The following is a 19,223-nucleotide window of genomic DNA, read 5'->3' as shown; positions in this document are numbered from 1 at the left end:
ATGAAACGCGCGACAGGAAAATGCCCGCTGTTAACAGACAGCAGACATTGAAATGCACCTGATCGAAAGGTCAGAACTTGTAACCAACCTGGATGCCGGCACGGGTCATGCCGTTGTTCGGCCCGTCGCAGAGATTGGCGTTGGACGAATGGGCGACTTGCGCGACCACGTTCCAGTGCTGATCGAACCGATAACCGGCGCCTAGATACTCGTGGAAGAGGAACCGACAGCCGAGGTTCGGGCCATCGGTATTGCCTTCGAGTTCCCCATCGTGCCAGACGCCACCAAAACCGGCTTCGGCAAAAAACTTCTCATTGAAGTTCGCCGTCCAGGAGAGACCCGCAAAGACTTGAGTGGCTTCCCCGGACGTGCCGATGGAGGTGCCGAGGTTGATGCGAGGGCGCGCAAGCTGTTGCTTCCAGCCGGTGGCAGCATCCTGGCCGAACGGATCAAAGAACACCGTTACCTCGGGAAAGATGCCGTCCTCGCGCTCGACGCCACCTTGTACCGAAGCGGACCCGCCGAAACGCAGTTCGTCAAAGATTTGTTGGCCAGCATGAGCCGGAGTGACCGAGATATTGGTAGCGATCGCCGCCAGGAGCGCTATTGAAGAACGCGGTACAATTGTCCGAAATTCGATCGCCATCCAGATTACCTCGTCCGACTCACGCCAGATTCGCTATCCGAATTTCGTAGCATCGATCAGGGTTAGGTAAAGTAGCTTCTGCTTGCTGTCGCTGCTTTATGGCTGATCGCCGCAGTTTTAGATCTCGCCGTCATAGCCCGCGCCGCCGCTTTCTAGCAGGCGTCGCAATGTCATAAGTCCCGCAACCAAATCTTCGCGGTTGCGGGGGGAGGAGAAGCCTATCCGCACACGATGATAGACCTTCTCGGCGCGCGCTGCCTTGAACTCATCCTCGTCATCAATCAGCACGCCGTCTCTGTAGGCGGCGTTCTTGAACGTTCCGGAGAGCCAGGGATCAGGCAGCTTGAGCCACAGGAAGGGCACATGCGGATGCGATACGAAGTCGTATCCTTGCAACTGTTCCCGAGCGAGCCGCTCGCGGAAAGCCAGTTCCGCGGTGCTTGCCTTGCGGATCTCGTGTGCCTGGCCGCTTTCAACGAGACGCGCGCAAGCCTCAGCCAGAATGAATGGCAGCCCGCCGGTGATCATCTTGTGCGTCACCTTGACTCGCTGCGCAAAATGCGGCGGGCAGGCGACCCAGCCGCCGCGCACTCCGGCAGCTACCGATTTCGAAAGACCGCTAATCAGGAAAGTGCGATCCGGGGCAAGCGATGCAAGCAGCGGGTTCTCGTCGCCGGTCATACCGCCATAGAGATCGTCTTCAATCAACCAGACCCCGTGACGGCGTGCAATTTCGGCAATTCGCGAGCGACGTTCGTGGGGCATGGTTGCCAGCGTCGGATTGTGCGCGGTTGGCATCAGGAACGCGAGCTTGGGATGCTGCTGAAGGCAGAGGCGCTCAAAGTCATCGGGAACCACACCATTCTCGTCGGACTCGACTGTGATGGTGCGCCGACCAAGAATGCGAGCGCTGCGGCTAACTTGCGTGTAGCTCAGGTCTTCGAATACGATCTTGTCACCAGGCGATGACACGGCCGAGATGACGGCGACAGCTGCTGCATGCGCCCCGAGGGTAGGGACGATGTTTTCCGTCTCTGGCATCCAATCGTTCCTGGCGAGCCAAAGCCGACCTGCTTCGTACCAATTCTTTGGAAAGACGCGGGAATAGGATGAGATCTCGGAAAGCTGTTCCTCACCGATCGCGGCGAGCACGCTGCCAATGATCTTACCTTGGCCGAGATCCGGCGCGGCCGTGGTGTCGAAGCGTATCTTGCCGGCTGGCGCATCGATCGCGCGCGTGCCCCCGAGCGCGATGGTCAGTGGATCCGGCTGATTGCCGGGGGCGGCGGTCCCGGCGCGATCGAGCACATAGGTCCCACGGCCGACCTCTCCCGCCACCAAGCCACGCTCGTGCACGAGTGCATATGCCCGGCCAATTGTCCCGATTGTCACGCCAATATCGTAGGCGAGGTTTCGCTGCGGCGGCAATTTGCTGCCAGCAGGCAATGTGCCGCTGGCAATGGCGGTTTCAATGCTGTCGGCAATCCGAAGGTAGACCGGACCGGAACCACGCGTAACGTCTGGGAGCCAAGTTGTCATGATGACAATTCTCTATATTGTCACCCATTGCTCGTCAAGTTTATCTGAGTGACAGATACAATTCTGCTCGGAGAATGACATGTCTGCCGTTCAAGAGAACGAGCCCCTGGTTGCACCTTTGTCTTCTCAGGTGCAATCGATGCAATACCGTGTTTCGCAACGCGCGGGCCATGCACCGCACACTTGGATCGTGTGGCAGTCCGTATGGAGACGGCTATCGTCGTGGCATCAAAAGCGGGAGAGCCGCAAGGCGCTGCTGGATCTGACGGATGACGAACTGTTGGACATCGGCGTTACGCGCGCGGATGCACGCAAGGAAGCCAGCAAGTCGTTCTTTTGGGATTGATCAGCCGCAAGCCTTGCCGCCAGAGGCCCAGCGGGTAACATCCTTGACGATCCGCGGTCCCGTGGCGCCTTCCATCATCGGACCAAAGGCATCAAGCTTGGATGGGTTGCCTTCCGCCTGAACGACAAGCAATGGGCGGCTTTCGGGGCTTCCCTTGTGCACGACGAGAATGCGAGGACGACCGGAGAAGGAGTTCAGCTCCGGCGCCAGCCTGTAGGCGGCAAAGGCCGCGTCGCCCGATTTGAACCAGCAGGCGTTCGCCCCAAGAGCAACGCGTTCCATGGTGGAAAGCGCGCTCCGATCAGGACCCTTCGCCGGCGTGTTCGATTGGCAGGACGCGACCAGCGCCGCCGTTGCGGCAATCGCGAAAATACGTGTCGTCGAAAGGCGAGGGCGCATCAACTTGCTCCAATGGACCGGATGGATGGCCTCTTACGTGCCGAAAGTTAAGCAGCAATTACCTCGAGGGCGGAAGCGAACAGACCACGGCCGTCGGAACCGCCGTGCGCTGCTTCGATGAGGTTTTCTGGATGCGGCATCATGCCGAGGACGTTGCCCTTGTCGTTCATGACGCCGGCAATATCGTTGATCGAGCCGTTCGGGTTGGTGCCCTCCGCATAACGGAAAACGACCTGGCCGTTGCCTTCGATCTTCGCCAGGGTCTCGGCGTCAGCGAAGTAGTTGCCGTCGTGATGGGCGACTGGGCTACGAATGATCTGACCCTTGGAATAAGCGCGGGTGAAATCGGTGTCGGCATTGACGACTTCGAGCTTGACCTCGCGGCAGACGAACTTAAGGGAGGCATTGCGCATCAACGCACCAGGTAGCAGACCTGCCTCAACAAGGATCTGGAAGCCGTTGCAAACACCGAGAACCTTGACGCCCTTGCTCGCCTTTTCGATGATCGCCTGCATAACCGGCATGCGCGCGGCGATGGCACCGCATCGGAGGTAGTCGCCGTAGGAAAAGCCGCCAGGGATAACGATGAGGTCGACGTCCGGAATATCCGTTTCCGTTTGCCAGATTGTCACCGGTGCGCGACCGGAGATTTTCGTCAGTGCAGCGATCATGTCGCGATCGCGATTGAGACCCGGAAGTTGAACGACGGCTGATTTCATGAGTGCGACTAAAACCTTGTTTGTGCTTCTGCAAGTTCTCTGAGTACGAGACGCTTTTCAATACGCTCCAGCCGACCTTCGTGCCGGCCAAGGACACCATAAATACTGTGTATTTCCTGCTGCATCGACGTCATCGTGTCGCGCATGCAATGCATTTCGCTCCTGATATCGTCAAGAGAGGCATCCAATGTGTCGATGTGCTCGTGCATTTTCGTCAACAACTCAAGCATGAGCTCTTGCGTCAATTCAGCCATCGAGTGCGCTCCACGACAAGATTAGTCGACGGAAATATTATAGTTCTCGATCACCGTATTTGCGAGGAGTTTCTCGCACATTGCCTTAAGGTCGCTCTCCGCTTTAGCCTTGTCGGCCCCTTCGAGTTCGACATCGAAAACCTTGCCCTGACGGACATGGCCGACACCATCGAATCCGAGCGCGCCGAGGGCGCCCTCGATGGCTTTGCCCTGCGGATCGAGAACGCCGTTCTTCAGCGTGACGGTTACACGAGCCTTGATCACTTTATCTTCCCTGTCTTGCTTGGCCTGAAAGTCTTACTTCACGAGTACCGGACCGGTGCCGCGCACGGGTTCGTTCTCGTTGATGATGCCGAGGCGGCGTGCAACTTCCGAATAGGCTTCCAGAAGTCCACCCATGTCGCGGCGGAAGCGGTCCTTGTCCATCTTCTCGCGGGTATCGATATCCCACAGACGGCAGGAGTCCGGCGAAATCTCATCGGCCAGGATGATGCGCATCATGTCGCCTTCATACAGGCGACCGCATTCGATCTTGAAATCGACAAGCTGAATGCCGACGCCGAGGAAAAGGCCGGTCATGAAGTCGTTGACGCGAATGGCGAGCGCCATGATGTCATCGAGCTCGGCGGGGTTTGCCCAGCCGAATGCCGTGATGTGCTCTTCCGAGACCATCGGATCGTCGAGCGCGTCGGACTTGTAATAGAACTCGATGATGGAGCGCGGCAGGACCACGCCTTCCTCGATGCCGAGGCGCTTGGACAGCGAGCCGGCGGCAACGTTGCGTACAACGATCTCGAGTGGGATCATTTCCACTTCGCGGATCAACTGCTCGCGCATGTTGAGGCGGCGAATAAAATGTGTCGGAATGCCGATCTTGTTCAGATGGCTGAAGATATATTCCGAAATGCGGTTGTTCAGAACGCCCTTGCCATCGATGACTTCGTGCTTTTTCTTGTTGAAGGCGGTGGCATCGTCTTTGAAGAACTGGATCAGCGTGCCCGGTTCCGGGCCCTCATACAGAATCTTTGCCTTGCCCTCGTAAATACGGCGGCGACGGTTCATTGCAATTGTTCTCTATCGTTGGCGCTCTTGGGATAGCGCGAGTGGATCGATCTCGTGGCGTCCCCTTAAAGGAAAAGCGAGGGTTTCACAATCCGCCTGTCACTCCTTCCCCGGAATCCGGGACTGCCGGAGTGCCGCTAAGAGAATCGAAGACTTTCTGTAAAGCAGTTTACAGGTTTTTTGCGATCAACGGAATGTGATGCGTCCCTGTCGAGCCAATCATGCAGGCCTTTATCTTTGGCCGGAACCGCTGACCGACTTACGAAGGTCCTGTTGCAAGCCACGGGCAGGGCCCTCTACGCCCCGCCAGGACGCGGCCCGGACGAAAGGCGCTATCTGCAGGGCGGGCAGCGGACGGGCTAGCGCATAACCCTGAAGCATATCGCAACCGAGATCGTAGAGAATGCGGACGTGGTCCATCGTCTCAACCCCTTCTGCTGTGACGAGGATATTCAGCGAACGGCCGATATCGATGATCGAGCGGACCAGTTTCCGCTGTTCCGCCGAATGTGGCAGCATGCGGATCAGTTCGCGGTCGATCTTCAAGGTTTTTGGGCTCAGCTTCAAAAGGCTGACAATGGACGCGTGGCCCGTACCGAAGTCATCGATCTCTATATCGATGCCGAGGCGGCGCAGGTGCCGGAGATTGGCGATCACGGCATCATCGCAATCGTCCAGCGAGATCGATTCAAGCAGTTCGAATGAAATCGTACGTGGCTCGATCTTCAAGCCGCGAAGCTTTTTCACCAGGTTCGGATCTCCCAGGCGACGCGACGACACGTTGACCGCGATCTTCGGGATGCGGAGCCCCTCATCCTCCCATCGCTTTCGGTCGGCCAGTGCTTGCTCGAGAATCAGACCGTCGATCGTCGAGACAACATCGAGATCCTCGGCAATCGCCAGGAAGCGATCGGGCGCAAGCAAACCGTGTTCCCGGTGCTGCCAGCGAGCCAGAGTCTCGACGCCTGCAACCTCGAGCGTTCGTGCATGGAACTGCAACTGGTAGAACGGAACAAACTCTCCCCGTTCCAGACCCAGCAGGATTTCGTCCGCCAGCCGCTTGCTGGCGATAATGCGGCGTCGCTCGTCGGTCGAGAAGAATTCGTGGCGATTGCGTCCGCCGCTTTTTGCGCGGTAGAGCGCTATATCTGCGTTGAGCAGAAGTTGCTTGGCATCTAGTGCCGGGCCACTATCCGTCGCAATGCCGATGCTTGCGCCGAAACGGCAATCGTGACCCTCGTAGCGGATAGGCTTGCAGAGCTCGCGGATGATGCGCTCGGCCAGATTGGAGATCTTTTTCGGGGTGACGTCGAGCGTACAAAGGACGACGAACTCGTCGCCACCAATACGAGCGACGAAATCGGTCGAACGGACATTCCTCTTCAAGACCTGCGCAGCATGCTTCAACATCGCGTCGCCGGCACGGTGGCCAAGCGTATCGTTGATCTGCTTGAACCGATCGAGATCGATATGGAGGATCGCGAGCGTCAGGCCGGTCTGGCGACATGCCGCGGAACGCTCGTCCAGCATACGATCCAGGTAACGGCGATTGGGCAAGCCGGTGAGATAGTCATGGAGCGCCAGATGCTCGATGCTTTCCTTGGCACCTTCGAGTTCCTTGTTTCGGGCTTCCGCGAGATCCTTGGCGCGCTGCAGCTCACTATTGAGCCGCACTTCGGCGGTGACATCCCAATTCGCACCAATCAGCTTGCGGCGCCCGTCGCTATCATGGAAGAAGGCCGCCTTTGCGCGAATGACGCGCTCCATACCGTCCTGCCTGATGATGCGGAATTCGTGCTGAAAATCGGCATTGTTGACGATGCTGTCATTGATGGTCGCCAGTACACGGTTCCTGTCGTCCGGATGCAACGAAGCTTCCCAGGCGCTTCCGGTGCTGGCCGGTGATGTGTCAGTAATGCCGTATATTGCCAGGAGTCGGTCGTCCCAATCGACCGTGCCCAGCTCGATGTCAGCCTCGAAGACGCCGATATTAGAAATATCAAGGGCGAGATCGAGGCGTCGCGACACGTGTGCAAGCCGCTCCTGAGCCTCCTTGCGCTCGGTGATGTCGGTATCGGTGCCGACTAGCCGGGCAGGCGCGCCGTCTTCCTCCCATTCGACGCAAGCGCCGCGGCACTCGATCCAGATCCAATGTCCGCCCCTGTGGCGCTCGCGATACTCGAAAATCTGATAGTCCGGGTCGCCGGCGTTCTGCCGAGCGACGGCCTTTATGACGAAGTCCCGATCATCGGGGTGGATGAGTTCGATCCACGTGTCGTAATCGCCGTCGGCATCCTCGTCGGGCCCCATGCCACGCATCATCTTCCAAGTATCGGAATAGTAGCGCTTGCCGAGACGAAGATTGTGGTCCCAGACACCGATTCCCGATCCGACAAGAGCGTAGTTCCAGCGACTCTCGCGCTCCAAGAGTTCGGCACCATTCGGTGGTGTCGTGTCGCCGTGAAACGCTGCGGCTTCGACTTTGGTCTTCGATTTGACCCGTGTATCGGGAATCGTGTGCTTCAATCTGTATACTCGCTCTTTTAGCGTGTATATATTTTGCATTCATTGAATTAAACAGCCATTAATGTCATAAAAATAATAAGCATTTAAAAACAAATAGATATGCGCTGTCGATCTATGCTGGCCGCTCTATATGCGTGTAACTTTTCCGTAACGCGCCTACACTTGGCCGGCGGCAGCCGACGTCGGACTGACGGGGGAGGGACTAACATGTCTCCAGAATGGCCAATGTTTATACTGCAATGCATTGTTCTTGTGGGCTTGGCGGGCGTCCTCTTCATTCGCGGTGAGGGTGACTGAACTGACTGTTGGAGCGGCACAAACTGTCAGCGGGTTCGCGGAAGTGCTCGCGTGAAGCCTTGAAATAGCCGGATCGCCGCAGCCTTGAAATTATGCGGCTATAAGTAAGGCGAGGGTCAAACGCGCCTCTAAGACGGCTTCAAGCGGCTTAGGAACTGCGCAAACACCATTGTTCCTTCCGGCCACGGGCCATGGCCGGACTCGCTGTTGATATGCCCGGACTCACCGGCGTCGATGAAGAGCGATCCCCAACTGGCAGCGATGTCGTCGGCTTGCTCATAGCTGCCGAAAGGATCGTTGCGGCTCGCGATCGTGATCGTCGGGAAAGGCAATGGATCTCGCGGATATGGGCCGAATGTCATCAGGTGCTTCGGCCGTATTGCCGGATTGGCAACATCGGGCGGCGCAACGAAGAATGCCCCCGCCACCTTGTTGCGGAAATGGGGAATGGCGTGGATGGCCGAGGGAATGCCAAGTGAATGCGCGACCAACACGACAGGTCGAGTTGCTGCGTTCACCTCCTCGGCGATGCGCCTCACCCAATCGTCGCGGACTGGCTTCGACCATTCGGCCTGCTCGACGCGACGCGCGGTGCTGAGCTTGGCTTCCCAGCGGCTTTGCCAGTGGTCGGGACCGGAATTGGTATAACCGGGGATGATGAGGATTTCGGCATCTGAAGCTTTCATGATGCCGCGGATGTGAGAAAGCTTGGCGGTGATGTCAAGGGAGGGTGGGACAAGGCCGGCGAAATTTGTTATGTTTTCGGCAGTGCCGGTTGCGTATCGGCGATGTCGCCGATCCCTTCGCTGCCGGCTATCTTGGCTGAGGAGGAGAAAGCCATGACGGCATTCCATGTTATGTCGGGTGCAAGCGATGTCTATACACGCCCGGTCGTCAACAAGATCAGCGTTGCGGATGTCATAGACGCGCTTCGGCGCGGGCTCGACGATTTTCGGGAAAAGCCATCCCACTATGTATTTTTGTGCATGATGTATCCGATCGCCGGCATTTTTCTTGCGCTCGCAACATCAAGTGCCAACCTTCTGCCGATGATTTTCCCGCTGATATCAGGCTTCGCGCTGATCGGCCCCATTGCCGCGATCGGGCTCTACGAAATCAGCAGCAGGCGTGAAGCCGGCATGGACACCTCGTGGAGGCATGCGCTTGAGGTGACGAGATCACCGGCCTTCCCATCGATCATTGCCGGCGGATTGCTGCTGTTTGGCTTCTTCATCGTCTGGCTCGTCGCAGCGCAGACGCTCTACTCCAATGTTTTCGGCGAGGTTTTCCCGCGCTCGATCTCCTTATTCTTCTCGGAGATCTTCGGCACGCCTGAGGGCTTGCAGCTGATCATATGGGGACATCTGCTCGGTCTCGGCTTCGCCGTTATCGTTCTGGCCACGACCGTCGTCACCTTCCCATTGCTGCTAGATCGGGACGTCGGTCTCGTCTGTGCCATGGAAACTTCGGTCAGGGCGACTGTCGCCAACCCGGTCCCCGTCTTCTTCTGGGGTTTGGTCATCGCCGTTTCCCTCATCGTCGGTACGATCCCGTTGTTTGTCGGGCTCGCCCTGGTGATGCCGGTGCTCGGCCACGCCAGCTGGCACCTCTACAGGAAGCTCGTCGCCCCGCCGGTCGTTTGACCGTCACAGAACTGGAACAGGACCACCTCCCTTGGAGTTTCGCTGAGGCGAATACCGAGGGAGGTTACGTATGGCTACGCCGCAACATCTGTTTACCCGCTTCGCCAGCAGGACGTCTGAATGGGCAGGGAGGCCGGTGACGTTTGTGCTTGCCGTCGTGCTTGTCGCTGTCTGGGCAGGGACAGGCCCACTCTTCGACTTCTCGGAGACTTGGCAGCTGGTTATCAACACAGGAACGACGATCATCACGTTCCTGATGGTGTTCGTGTTGCAGAACGCACAGACGAGGGACGCTCGCGCTGTTCAAGCAAAGCTCAATGAAATTATTCTGACGAGCCACGCTGAAAACAGGTTCATTGGAATCGAGCACCTCGATGACGAAGATCTTGAGCACTTGGATCGCCTTGTCGCCAAGGCCGCGAAGGGGGTGCGCGAAGAGCGAACGAAAGGCGTGCCGGAAGCCGCCAATGCAGGGGATGAGGTCAACGAAAAGAGGGCATCTGCAAAGCCCCGGAAGCCGAAACGGAAAACGGCGCCTCGAAGGCGCCGTCCCGGTAATCCAACTTAGGCAGCGCCGAAGACGCGCCGGAAGATCGTGTCAACGTGTTTGGTATGATATCCGAGGTCGAACTTTTCACGAATTTCTTCTTCAGACAGCGCGGCACGGACCTCTGCATCGGCCAGTAGTTCCTCGAGGAAGTCCTTGCCCTGTTCCCAAACCCTCATCGCGTTGCGCTGGACGAGCCGGTAGGCGTCCTCACGCGAAACACCAGCCTGCGTCAGCGCCAGAAGTACGCGCTGCGAATGCACGAGACCACGGAACTTGTCGAGATTCTTGATCATGTTGTCGGGATAGACCACGAGCTTCTCGATGACACCGGCCAAACGGTTGAGGGCGAAATCAAGCGTGATTGTCGTGTCCGGCCCGATGGCGCGCTCGACGCTGGAATGGCTGATGTCGCGCTCATGCCAGAGGGCGACGTTCTCCATGGCCGGAACGACCGACATGCGAACCAGGCGTGCCAGGCCAGTGAGATTCTCGGTCAGAACCGGATTGCGCTTATGCGGCATGGCCGAAGACCCCTTCTGGCCCGGCGAGAAGTATTCCTCGGCTTCCAGCACTTCCGTGCGCTGCATGTGGCGGATCTCGATCGCAACGTTTTCGATGGAGGAGGCTATGACGCCGAGCGTGGCAAAGAACATCGCATGGCGGTCGCGCGGAATGACCTGCGTCGAAACGGGCTCGGGTATCAGGCCGAGCTTGGCGCAGACGTGTTCCTCCACACGTGGATCGATATTGGCAAAGGTCCCGACGGCACCCGAAACCGCACCGGTTGCGATTTCAGCACGCGCGGCCAGGAGGCGCGCGCGGTTGCGGCTCATCTCAGCGTAGAAGCGCGCCAGCGTCAGTCCCATCGTCGTCGGCTCGGCGTGGATGCCATGGCTGCGACCGATGCGGACGGTGTCCTTGTGTTCGAAGGCGCGCGCCTTGAGTGCTGCAAGCAGGCGATCCATATCGGCGAGCAGAATGTCTGCTGCCCGGACAAGCTGGATGTTCAGCGTGGTGTCGAGAACATCCGACGAAGTCATACCCTGGTGGACAAAGCGGGCATCCGGTCCGACGATTTCCGAAAGGTGCGTCAGGAAGGCGATGACATCGTGCTTGGTAACGGCTTCGATTTCATCAATGCGCGCAACGTCGAACGTGGCGGCGCCACCTCGTTCCCAGATCGTCTTGGCAGCGGATTTCGGGATAACGCCCAGTTCGGCGAGCGCATCGCAGGCGTGAGCCTCGATCTCGAACCAGATGCGGAACTTGGTTTCGGGCGACCAGATGGCGACCATCTCTGGCCGGGAATAGCGCGGGATCATGGCTTCCTGCTTTCGTTCATAAAAGGAATGCTGGCGCCCCTGTAGCAAAGACAGGCGGCAATCTCAACGCATGCGTTTGGCAAGCGCAATACTGGTGCCGAAAAGGCAAAGGAGACCGAGCGGAAGAAAAAGGCGAATTCCCAGCACGGCAAACTGATAGACCGCGCTGGCTCCGGTGAAGACGAATTGGAAAACCCATGTCAGGGATCCAAAAGACGCGTGCCACGCGGCGTAGAAGACCCGGTAGTCCATGGCAAAGAGAAAGGCCGTCATCAGGATGGTGCCGGCGGCAAGTGTCAGGAAAAACGCTGCAAACCGCGTTTCCAGCGACCGTCGATGCGCAAGGAAGCGAGCCAAAGGCAGCATGAACGGCCATGCCAGCAGGCCGCCTGCGAAATAGAGTATCGCGAGGTCGCGTACATGCGCCGTCTCCATCCCATTTCGGAGATAAAGCGCGGCCATCGCAGACGCCAGCATTTGCATGCCCCAGAGAATGGCGCCTGCGAAGAGATCGGAAAAGGGCGGGCGAGCCGCCTTGAGCCGCTCTGAGATCAAGGACGGCTCACTTTCGTCACGGCTTGGTCTTGCCTTCGGCGGCACTGCGCAGCGCACTGATCGCTGCCTTGTAGGTCTCGACCGAACCGCCCTTGAAGATCGCCGAACCGGCGACCAGAACGTTGCCTCCAGCCTTGCCGATAATCGGCGCGGTTTCGACCGTCACGCCGCCATCAACCTCAAGATCGATTGGCCTATCACCGATCAGTGACCGGGCGGCGGCAATCTTGTCCGCCATTGCGGGGATGAATTTCTGCCCGCCGAAGCCAGGGTTGACGGACATGATGAGGATCAGGTCGACGTCGTCGAGCACGTTCTCGATTGCCGAAAGCGGCGTGGCTGGATTGATCGTTACGCCAACCTTCTTGCCCAGGCCGCGCACCGTCTGAAGCGAGCGGTGGAGATGTGGCCCGGCTTCAGCATGAACGGTGATGCGATCGCAACCCGCCTTGGCGAAGGCCTCCAGGTAAGGGTCAACAGGGGCAATCATAAGATGGCAATCGAAAATCGCATTCGTGTAGGAACGCAACGACCTGATCACATCTGGACCGAAGGAAATGTTGGGTACGAAATGACCGTCCATAACGTCGAGGTGGATCCAATCGGCTCCGGCTGCCGTCACGTCGCGGACTTCCTGGCCAAGTTTAGCAAAATCGGCAGCAAGGACGGACGGCGCGATGCGAATGGGCATAGTCATTGAAGTCTCTCCGTAAAACTCGTGCCGTGTGACAGGTCCTATTCGATCGGCGCACTCGGCGGGACGAACGAACCGGCGTGCCACTGCAGCATGCGGTAGGGGTTATCGGCCAATTCGTGGCCGGCATTGAAGGCAACTTTTCCGATGACCGTCTCGAAGGACGTGCCGCCAATGTGCTGCGCGATGGGGCGGTCGTCCGCGCTGGCGTCCTGGGCGGCTTTCGCCGCAATCTCCACTGCTGTATAGGCAGGCAGCACATAGCCCTCGGGCTCGACGCCGCTCGCGCGAAACGCATCGACGACCGGCTTGGCTTCCGGTCGCGCGGCATAGTCGGGCAGAACTACGGCGAGAACGCCATCCGCGAGCGTAAGGGGCTGGTCGGCGGCGCGCATGGCGTCGCCACCAAGAATATCGAGGTGGATCTTTTCCGCCAGGGCATCACGCGCAATGACAGAAACGTCGCCGCGATCTCCGCCGACAAACACCTTTGTTGCCCCAGCTTTCTTCAGTCGCCTCACCAGCGCAACCTGTTGCTCCTGGCCAGGTCGATAGGTGTCGGTGAAGACGGGCTTAAGGCCTTTTTCCTCGAGGGCGTTGCGGATCGCTTCCGTAAGTTCCCGACCATGGATGGTGCCATCCTCGATCAGGGCGAGCGGCGAGGCCGCCCATTCGCGTAAGATCACCTCGGTGATCTTCTCCGCTTCGGCGCCATCGGCTGGCGCCAGCCGGTAGAGCGGCCAGCCATTTTTTAGAGCGTCTTCCATGAGGATGCGCGAGCGTACGGAGACGGTGATCGCCGGAATATCTGCTTCCTTCAGCTTCGGCAACGCCCCCTCGAGCGTCTCGCTGCAGAGAAAACCGATGGCGACCTGGACCTTGGCATTGATCAGCGCATCGGCGATGGCCGCACCGCTGTTTTCCTCGCAGGTCTCTCCGACCGTGACGATCGTGTTGCCGTCCTGCCGGATCTTGGCAGTGGCACCGGCGATAATCTGCGCTCCGATCGGCGCGAGGTTGCCACTCTGTGGCGCTACGACACCAATCGTAAGACCGGCGGCATGGCATTCTGCGGCCGCAAGGAGCAGCATCGGCAGAAGTGCTAGGCCACGCAAAGTATTCATAAAAGCCGCAGGTCCCTGTCGTTTGTCCTGCTCTTTTATCCGTCCGGCATCGATCGTCAAAGAAAAACGCACAATCGGGAAGCTTTTCGCCTGGCTTTTTGTAGAAAAGGTAACCGATCACCTTCATATTACAGGAAACAGCAAGCTGGCGAACGCCGGATGGAGAATGCATTTGTTGAATAAGCAACCGATCGATCCGCGCCTCTATCGGGATGCGATGAGCCGCTTTGGAGGCCACGTGCAGCTCGTGACGACCGCAATCGGCGAGGAGCGCCGGGGGGTTACCATCACCGCCGCTTGCTCGGTAACGGACAGCCCTGCGACCGTTCTGGTGTGCCTGAACAACAGCAATCCGAAGAACGACATCTTCTTCCGGAGCGGTATCTTCGCATTGAATACGCTTGCGGCGCACCATCAAGCGCTTGCCGATGCTTTTTCCGGCCGTACTCAGATCACAAATGACGAGCGTTTCGCGACCGGCGTCTTTGACAAGCTGGTGACCGGCGCGCCCATTCTTCACGACGCCCTTGCCTCCTTCGATTGCCGCGTCAGCGAAATCAAGGAAATGTCGACGCACCATATCATTTTTGGGGAGGTCGTGGCGGTCCGGTACAACGAGGCGAAGCCGGCGCTTGTCTATATGAACCGGGACTATCACACGTTATAACTTCCTGAAAAAAGGGAGGAAACATGCGGGATCAAGCGCATCCACCGCTGCCATCGTCGATCGACGAGACGATCGCGATGCTGGGCGAACAGGACTATTTGGCGGGGCGGGCGCTTGGAACGGTGCTTTTCCTGGCCGTAAAGATGAAGCGGCCTCTCTTTCTTGAAGGGGAGGCGGGCGTCGGGAAGACGGAGATTGCCAAAGTTCTGTCGAAGGCTTTGGGGCGACCGCTGATCCGCCTGCAATGCTACGAAGGGCTAGATATCTCATCGGCTGTCTACGAATGGAACTATCCAGCACAGATGCTGGAAATCCGGTTGGCCGAAGCGTCCGGCCTGACGGACCGGGACAGAATAGAATCCGACATCTTCTCCGAGAGATACCTGATCCGCCGGCCCGTGCTGCAGGCTTTATCCAGTGCCGATGGTCGGGCACCTGTGTTCCTTATCGATGAGCTCGATCGTACCGATGAGGCGTTCGAGGCCTTTCTGTTGGAGGTTCTTTCCGACTTTCAGGTGACGATCCCCGAGCTTGGCACCATCCGCGCCGCCGAACCGCCGATCGTGATCATCACCACGAACCGGACGCGCGAGGTCCACGACGCTCTAAAGAGGCGTTGCCTCTACCATTGGGTCGATTATCCCGATGCGCAGCAGGAGCTGGAGATCATTCGCCGAAAGGTGCCGGGTTGCAATGCCGCGTTGTCCGCGCAGATCGTTGCCTATGTGCAGAAGCTTCGGACATTGGATCTTTTCAAAAACCCCGGCGTTGCCGAGACGATTGACTGGGCGACGGCGCTAACGGAACTCGACCGCCTGGCGCTCGATCCGGAAACGATCTCCGATACGATCGGAACGCTGCTCAAATACCAGGACGATATCGCGCGCATTCAAGGCAGCGACGGCGCGAAAGTCTTGGACGACATAAAGAACGAACTGCAGGCGGCAGGATAACGGATGGATCCGACAAGCGGACAGGATGGGATCGTCGTTCCGCCCCCTCCGGTCGGCGACGGTCGATTTGCCGACAACATCGTCTTCTTTGCCAGAGCATTGCGGAAGGCCGGCATGAAGATCGGGCCGGCGGCGATCGTTGATGCCATCGAAGCGGTAGAGGCAATCGGCATGGGGTCGCGCGAGGAATTTCACGCAGCACTCTCGTCCGTCTTCGTTAAGCGGCGCGAAGACAAACCGGTCTTCGACGAGGCGTTTCGCCTTTTCTGGCGCTCACGCGATCTTGTCGAGAAGATGATTGCGATGATGTCACCACGGGCGCCAGACACTCGCGCGAAGGAGAAAGCAAAGCCCGGCGAAACCCGCGCCGCCGACGCCTTGCTCGGCGAACGTCGAGACAACAAGCCGCCACGCGACGAGCCCGACATCGAGATCGACGCGCGCTTCACCATGTCGGGCAACGAGGTTTTCCGGCGGATGGACTTTGCGCAAATGTCAGCGACGGAGATTGCCGCCGCCAAGAAAGCGCTCACGAAGCTGCAACTGCCACTGGATAAGGTGCCCACTCGGCGCTTTCGGCCATCGCATGTCCACACGCGTGTCGATCCGCGTGCGACCATGCGGGCGGCACTGCGCAGCGGGGCAGGGCTCATTCTTCCGCGATATCGTGAGATCCGCGAGGTCCAGCCGCCCTTGGTGGTTCTTGCCGACATCTCCGGCTCCATGAGCCAGTACACGCGTATCTTTCTCCACTTTCTCCATGTGCTGACGGAGAAGCGCCGGCGGGTTCATACCTTCCTATTCGGGACACGCCTCACGAATGTCACCCGCCAGATGCGACACAAGGATCCCGATCAAGCGATGGATGAATGCGCGGCGGCCGTAAAGGATTGGTCCGGAGGAACTCGGATCGGGGAAACACTAAAGGAGTTCAATCGGCTGTGGGCTCGGCGGGTACTCGGGCAAGGCCCGATCGTGCTGCTTATCACCGACGGGCTGGAGCGCGAGGGAACGGATCTGCTCGCGGCCGAGATGGACAGGCTGCATCGCTCCTGCCGGCGTCTCATCTGGCTCAATCCACTGCTGCGCTTCGATGGCTTCGAGCCGCGGGCGCGTGGCGTGCGGGCGATGCTTCCGCATGTTGACGAATTCCGACCGGTTCACAATCTATCATCCTTGAGCGATCTCGCGGAGGCACTCGGCGCGACCAGATCGACCACGTACGATCCGCGCCGGTATCTTGAAACCTTGAAAGGCATCGCATGACAGGGACATCCTTTGACCTTGATCCACTGATGATGGCGGAAGCCTGGCGAAAGGGCGGGCGGGACGTTGCTATTGCCACGGTGATCGAAACGTGGGGATCGGCGCCACGTCCGGCGGGGAGCCATCTGGTGATCGACCGGGATGGGAATTTTGAGGGATCTGTATCGGGCGGTTGCGTCGAGGGTTCCGTTATTGCCGAGGCTTTGGACGTGATCGCCGACGGCAAAGCAAAGATGCTCGAATTTGGCGTGGCCGATGAAACCGCATGGCGGGTCGGCCTTTCCTGTGGTGGCCGCATTCGCGTTTATGTTGAAAGGCTCGATTGATGGACGCCGCAAATCTTGCGCGGCTCAATGACGCTCGCCGGGCTCGCCGGGCTGCCATACTGCTGACCGATCTCGAGAGCGGTAGCGACAGCGTCGTCATCGAGGGAGATTCCGTAGAGCCTTCGCTACAGGATGCCGTCGAGGCTGCCTTGCGCTCCGGCAAATCGACGGCAATCGACATCGAGGGACATCGCTATTTTCTGAACGTGCATTTGCCGCCGGCCCATATCGTGATCATCGGCGCCGTTCACATCAGTCAGGTCCTCGCGCAGATGGCATCTCTCGCCGGCTTCGATGTGCGGATCATCGATCCGCGAACGGCTTTCGCCACGCCAGAACGGTTCCTCGGCATCGACCTGACTGCGGATTGGCCGGTTGATGTCCTCAAGGATCGTCCGCTGGACGCCTATACCGCGCTCGTCGCAGTGACGCATGACCCGAAGATCGACGATTTCCCGATTGCCGAGGCATTGCGGATCGGCTGTTTCTACGTCGGTGCCCTCGGGAGCCGCAAGACGCATGCGGCGCGACTGGAACGGCTGCGCGCCGATCGCGTGGACGAGGCGGCACTTGGCAGGATCAGCGCGCCGATCGGGCTGCATATCGGCGCGGCGAGCCCCGCCGAAATCGCGGTCGCCATTCTCGCCGAGATCGTCCAGACGCTGCGGACACGGGCCATATCGCCGATTGGTGACAAGAAATGAAATTCGGTTCGTTTTCCCTCGATGTCGCCGACGGCGTGATTCTCGCGCATGCGGTCAAACTTGCAGGCGGCAGCTTGCCAAAAGGTCACAGGATCGACGCCAGTGATATCGTGAGGCTGCGCGGCGAAGGCATAGAGCATGTGATCGCGGCGCGCATGGAGTCGGGCGACATCGGCGAGGACGAGGCGGCGAAACGACTTGCGCAGGCCGTCGCGCCCGACCACCTGCGCTTCTCGGAGGCCTCCACCGGGCGGGTGAACGTGTATTCGACCGTTGACGGTCTGTTTGTCGCAAGTCGCGGCACCGTTGACCGGCTGAACAGGATCGACCCCGCCATAACGCTTGCCTGCTTGAACGACCATGTGCCCGTTCGGAAGGGCGATATGGTTGCAACATTCAAGATCATTCCGCTCGCCGTTTCTGGCGCAAAACTCGACATTGCGTGCGAGGTTCTGCGGGTCACATCCGCGTTCGAGGTGAAGCCCTTTGCCAGCCGATCGGTCTCTCTGATCGCAACTGAGCTGCCATCGCTGAAGCCAGCGGTGATGGATAAGACCGCCCGCGTGCTTTCCCGCCGGCTGATTGCATCAGGCAGTCATCTCGTGAGGGAAACCCGGGTTGCTCATCGGGCGGAGCCGGTTGCAAAGGCACTGCGAGAGGTTGCGAGCGCGCCCGACGAGGCGCCAAAACTGCTCATCCTTTTCGGCGCGTCCGCCGTCATCGACGACGAGGATGTGATCCCCGAGGCGATCCGACAGGCAGGCGGCGAAGTGGTGCAGGTCGGCATGCCTGTGGATCCGGGTAACCTCCTCGTTCTCGGACACATCGGCGACATTCCCGTGATTGGGGCGCCGGGATGCGCGCGCAGCCCGAAAGAGAATGGCTTCGACTGGGTACTCGATCGGGTCCTAGCCGGTGAACAGCCAAGCGCAATCGACATCAGCGGGATGGGCGTGGGAGGTCTTCTGATGGAAATTCAGACGCGGCCAAGCATTCGTGAAGCGGAGGCGCGCTTTGTCCCCGCCGGCAATGTTGCGACCGTCCTTCTCGCCGCAGGCAAGGCCAGCCGGATGGGCGAGGGCGGTCCACACAAGCTGCTCGCAGAGTTTGACGGTGTGCCGCTTATTCGGCGATCGGTGATGACCGCGATCGGCAGTCGGTCGTCGTCGGTCATCGTCGTGACCGGGCATCGCAAGAACGACATCGAAGCAGCACTGTCCGGGCTGAAAGCGACGACAATTCACAATCCGGACTATGCCTCTGGCATGGCCTCGTCGCTCGCCACAGGATTTTCCGTTGAGCAGGCGCAGGAGGCGGATGGAATCCTGGTGATGTTGGCCGATATGCCGGGCGTTTCCAGTGGCGATCTCGATGCACTGATCGCAGCGTTCGGGCAATCGAGCGGCCAGTCGATCATCCGTGCCGTGTCCCGCGGCAAGCGGGGCAATCCCGTAATCATCCCGAAGTCGCTATTCGATGAGGTCGTGAGGCTGGAAGGTGACGTTGGGGCGCGGCATATCATCGAAACCTCAGGCGTGCCTGTGGTAGACATCGACATCGGCGATGCGGCACATCTGGATGTGGACACGCCGGAGGCCGTCGTTGCGGCGGGTGGTATTTTGAAGGGTTGA

22 protein-coding genes are annotated in these 19,223 nt (G+C 59.1%); 9 read left to right on the top strand and 13 right to left on the bottom strand.

The window, feature by feature from the left end:
* Positions 1-70 precede the first annotated feature (70 nt).
* Entirely contained in the window at positions 71-646 is a 576-nt protein-coding gene (locus ATY80_RS20950; protein ID WP_088694248.1) for an acyloxyacyl hydrolase, read from the bottom strand.
* 117 nt (positions 647-763) lie between these two features.
* Positions 764-2,185, bottom strand: coding sequence for a PLP-dependent aminotransferase family protein (locus ATY80_RS20945; RefSeq protein WP_088694247.1), 1,422 nt, complete (start codon positions 2,183-2,185; stop codon positions 764-766).
* A 79-nt stretch (positions 2,186-2,264) separates the two neighbouring features.
* Here ATY80_RS20945 and ATY80_RS20940 point away from each other — a divergent pair, with 79 nt between their 5' ends.
* Positions 2,265-2,531, top strand: coding sequence for a DUF1127 domain-containing protein (locus tag ATY80_RS20940; protein ID WP_088694246.1), 267 nt, complete (start codon positions 2,265-2,267; stop codon positions 2,529-2,531).
* On the opposite strand, the gene ATY80_RS20935 is transcribed toward ATY80_RS20940, so the two are convergent.
* From ATY80_RS20935 to ATY80_RS20905, 7 genes are all read right to left on the bottom strand, one after another.
* On the bottom strand, positions 2,532-2,930 hold the full coding sequence (locus tag ATY80_RS20935; RefSeq protein WP_088694245.1) for a hypothetical protein: 399 nt from the start codon (positions 2,928-2,930) through the stop codon (positions 2,532-2,534).
* A 47-nt stretch (positions 2,931-2,977) separates the two neighbouring features.
* Positions 2,978-3,649: a phosphoribosylformylglycinamidine synthase subunit PurQ gene (gene purQ, locus ATY80_RS20930; RefSeq protein WP_088694244.1), complete on the bottom strand. Its 672-nt coding sequence runs from the start codon at positions 3,647-3,649 to the stop codon at positions 2,978-2,980.
* Between the two features lie 8 nt (positions 3,650-3,657).
* A complete protein-coding gene (locus ATY80_RS20925) occupies positions 3,658-3,903 on the bottom strand; it encodes a hypothetical protein (protein ID WP_028744592.1) in 246 nt (81 codons plus the stop codon).
* 21 nt (positions 3,904-3,924) lie between these two features.
* Positions 3,925-4,167 (bottom strand): phosphoribosylformylglycinamidine synthase subunit PurS, encoded by a 243-nt coding sequence (gene purS / locus ATY80_RS20920; RefSeq protein WP_007789552.1) that lies wholly within the window; start codon positions 4,165-4,167, stop codon positions 3,925-3,927.
* A 33-nt stretch (positions 4,168-4,200) separates the two neighbouring features.
* Positions 4,201-4,965, bottom strand: a complete 765-nt coding sequence (purC, locus tag ATY80_RS20915; RefSeq protein WP_007532892.1) for a phosphoribosylaminoimidazolesuccinocarboxamide synthase — start codon at positions 4,963-4,965, stop codon at positions 4,201-4,203.
* 231 nt (positions 4,966-5,196) lie between these two features.
* On the bottom strand, positions 5,197-7,491 hold the full coding sequence (locus ATY80_RS20910) for an EAL domain-containing protein (protein WP_088694243.1): 2,295 nt from the start codon (positions 7,489-7,491) through the stop codon (positions 5,197-5,199).
* A gap of 425 nt (positions 7,492-7,916) precedes the next feature.
* On the bottom strand, positions 7,917-8,474 hold the full coding sequence (locus tag ATY80_RS20905; protein WP_088694463.1) for an alpha/beta hydrolase: 558 nt from the start codon (positions 8,472-8,474) through the stop codon (positions 7,917-7,919).
* A gap of 153 nt (positions 8,475-8,627) precedes the next feature.
* Between ATY80_RS20905 and ATY80_RS20900 the strand changes: the two genes are divergently transcribed.
* Together ATY80_RS20900 and ATY80_RS20895 are read left to right on the top strand one after the other, a co-directional pair.
* Positions 8,628-9,431, top strand: coding sequence for a DUF2189 domain-containing protein (locus tag ATY80_RS20900; protein ID WP_088694242.1), 804 nt, complete (start codon positions 8,628-8,630; stop codon positions 9,429-9,431).
* 70 nt (positions 9,432-9,501) lie between these two features.
* Positions 9,502-9,999 carry a low affinity iron permease family protein gene (locus ATY80_RS20895; protein WP_088694241.1) on the top strand — a complete coding sequence of 166 codons (498 nt, stop codon included), beginning with the start codon at positions 9,502-9,504 and terminating at the stop codon, positions 9,997-9,999.
* On the opposite strand, the gene purB is transcribed toward ATY80_RS20895, so the two are convergent.
* The 4 genes from purB to ATY80_RS20875 form a co-directional block, all read right to left on the bottom strand.
* Positions 9,996-11,303, bottom strand: coding sequence for an adenylosuccinate lyase (purB, locus tag ATY80_RS20890; RefSeq protein WP_088694240.1), 1,308 nt, complete (start codon positions 11,301-11,303; stop codon positions 9,996-9,998). The genes ATY80_RS20895 and purB overlap by 4 nt on opposite strands.
* 63 nt (positions 11,304-11,366) lie before the next feature.
* Positions 11,367-11,858 (bottom strand): hypothetical protein, encoded by a 492-nt coding sequence (locus tag ATY80_RS20885; RefSeq protein WP_088694239.1) that lies wholly within the window; start codon positions 11,856-11,858, stop codon positions 11,367-11,369.
* Positions 11,859-11,874: 16 nt separating this feature from the next.
* Positions 11,875-12,555, bottom strand: a complete 681-nt coding sequence (gene rpe / locus ATY80_RS20880; RefSeq protein ID WP_088694238.1) for a ribulose-phosphate 3-epimerase — start codon at positions 12,553-12,555, stop codon at positions 11,875-11,877.
* A gap of 38 nt (positions 12,556-12,593) precedes the next feature.
* Positions 12,594-13,676: a branched-chain amino acid ABC transporter substrate-binding protein gene (locus tag ATY80_RS20875; RefSeq protein WP_088694237.1), complete on the bottom strand. Its 1,083-nt coding sequence runs from the start codon at positions 13,674-13,676 to the stop codon at positions 12,594-12,596.
* Positions 13,677-13,848: 172 nt separating this feature from the next.
* Here ATY80_RS20875 and ATY80_RS20870 point away from each other — a divergent pair, with 172 nt between their 5' ends.
* From ATY80_RS20870 to ATY80_RS20845, 6 genes are read left to right on the top strand one after another with little or no spacing between them, the layout of a single operon-like run.
* A complete protein-coding gene (locus tag ATY80_RS20870) occupies positions 13,849-14,343 on the top strand; it encodes a flavin reductase (RefSeq protein WP_088694462.1) in 495 nt (164 codons plus the stop codon).
* Positions 14,344-14,366: 23 nt separating this feature from the next.
* Positions 14,367-15,296 (top strand): MoxR family ATPase, encoded by a 930-nt coding sequence (locus ATY80_RS20865; RefSeq protein WP_088694236.1) that lies wholly within the window; start codon positions 14,367-14,369, stop codon positions 15,294-15,296.
* 3 nt (positions 15,297-15,299) lie between these two features.
* Positions 15,300-16,562 (top strand): VWA domain-containing protein, encoded by a 1,263-nt coding sequence (locus tag ATY80_RS20860; RefSeq protein WP_088694235.1) that lies wholly within the window; start codon positions 15,300-15,302, stop codon positions 16,560-16,562.
* A complete protein-coding gene (locus ATY80_RS20855; RefSeq protein WP_088694234.1) occupies positions 16,559-16,888 on the top strand; it encodes an XdhC family protein in 330 nt (109 codons plus the stop codon). The genes ATY80_RS20860 and ATY80_RS20855 overlap by 4 nt, the downstream gene beginning before the upstream one ends.
* Entirely contained in the window at positions 16,888-17,592 is a 705-nt protein-coding gene (locus tag ATY80_RS20850; protein ID WP_088694233.1) for an XdhC family protein, read from the top strand. The genes ATY80_RS20855 and ATY80_RS20850 overlap by 1 nt, the downstream gene beginning before the upstream one ends.
* Complete coding sequence (locus tag ATY80_RS20845) at positions 17,589-19,223, top strand: molybdopterin-binding/glycosyltransferase family 2 protein (protein WP_088694232.1); 1,635 nt, start codon at positions 17,589-17,591, stop codon at positions 19,221-19,223. Before ATY80_RS20850 ends, ATY80_RS20845 begins: the two co-directional genes overlap by 4 nt.

It is taken from the genome of Rhizobium sp. R711 (assembly GCF_002211365.1).
Taxonomy (GTDB): Bacteria; Pseudomonadota; Alphaproteobacteria; order Rhizobiales; family Rhizobiaceae; genus Rhizobium.
The sequence above is the reverse complement of the archived record's forward strand: the minus strand, read 5'-3'. Positions and strand labels throughout refer to the sequence as shown.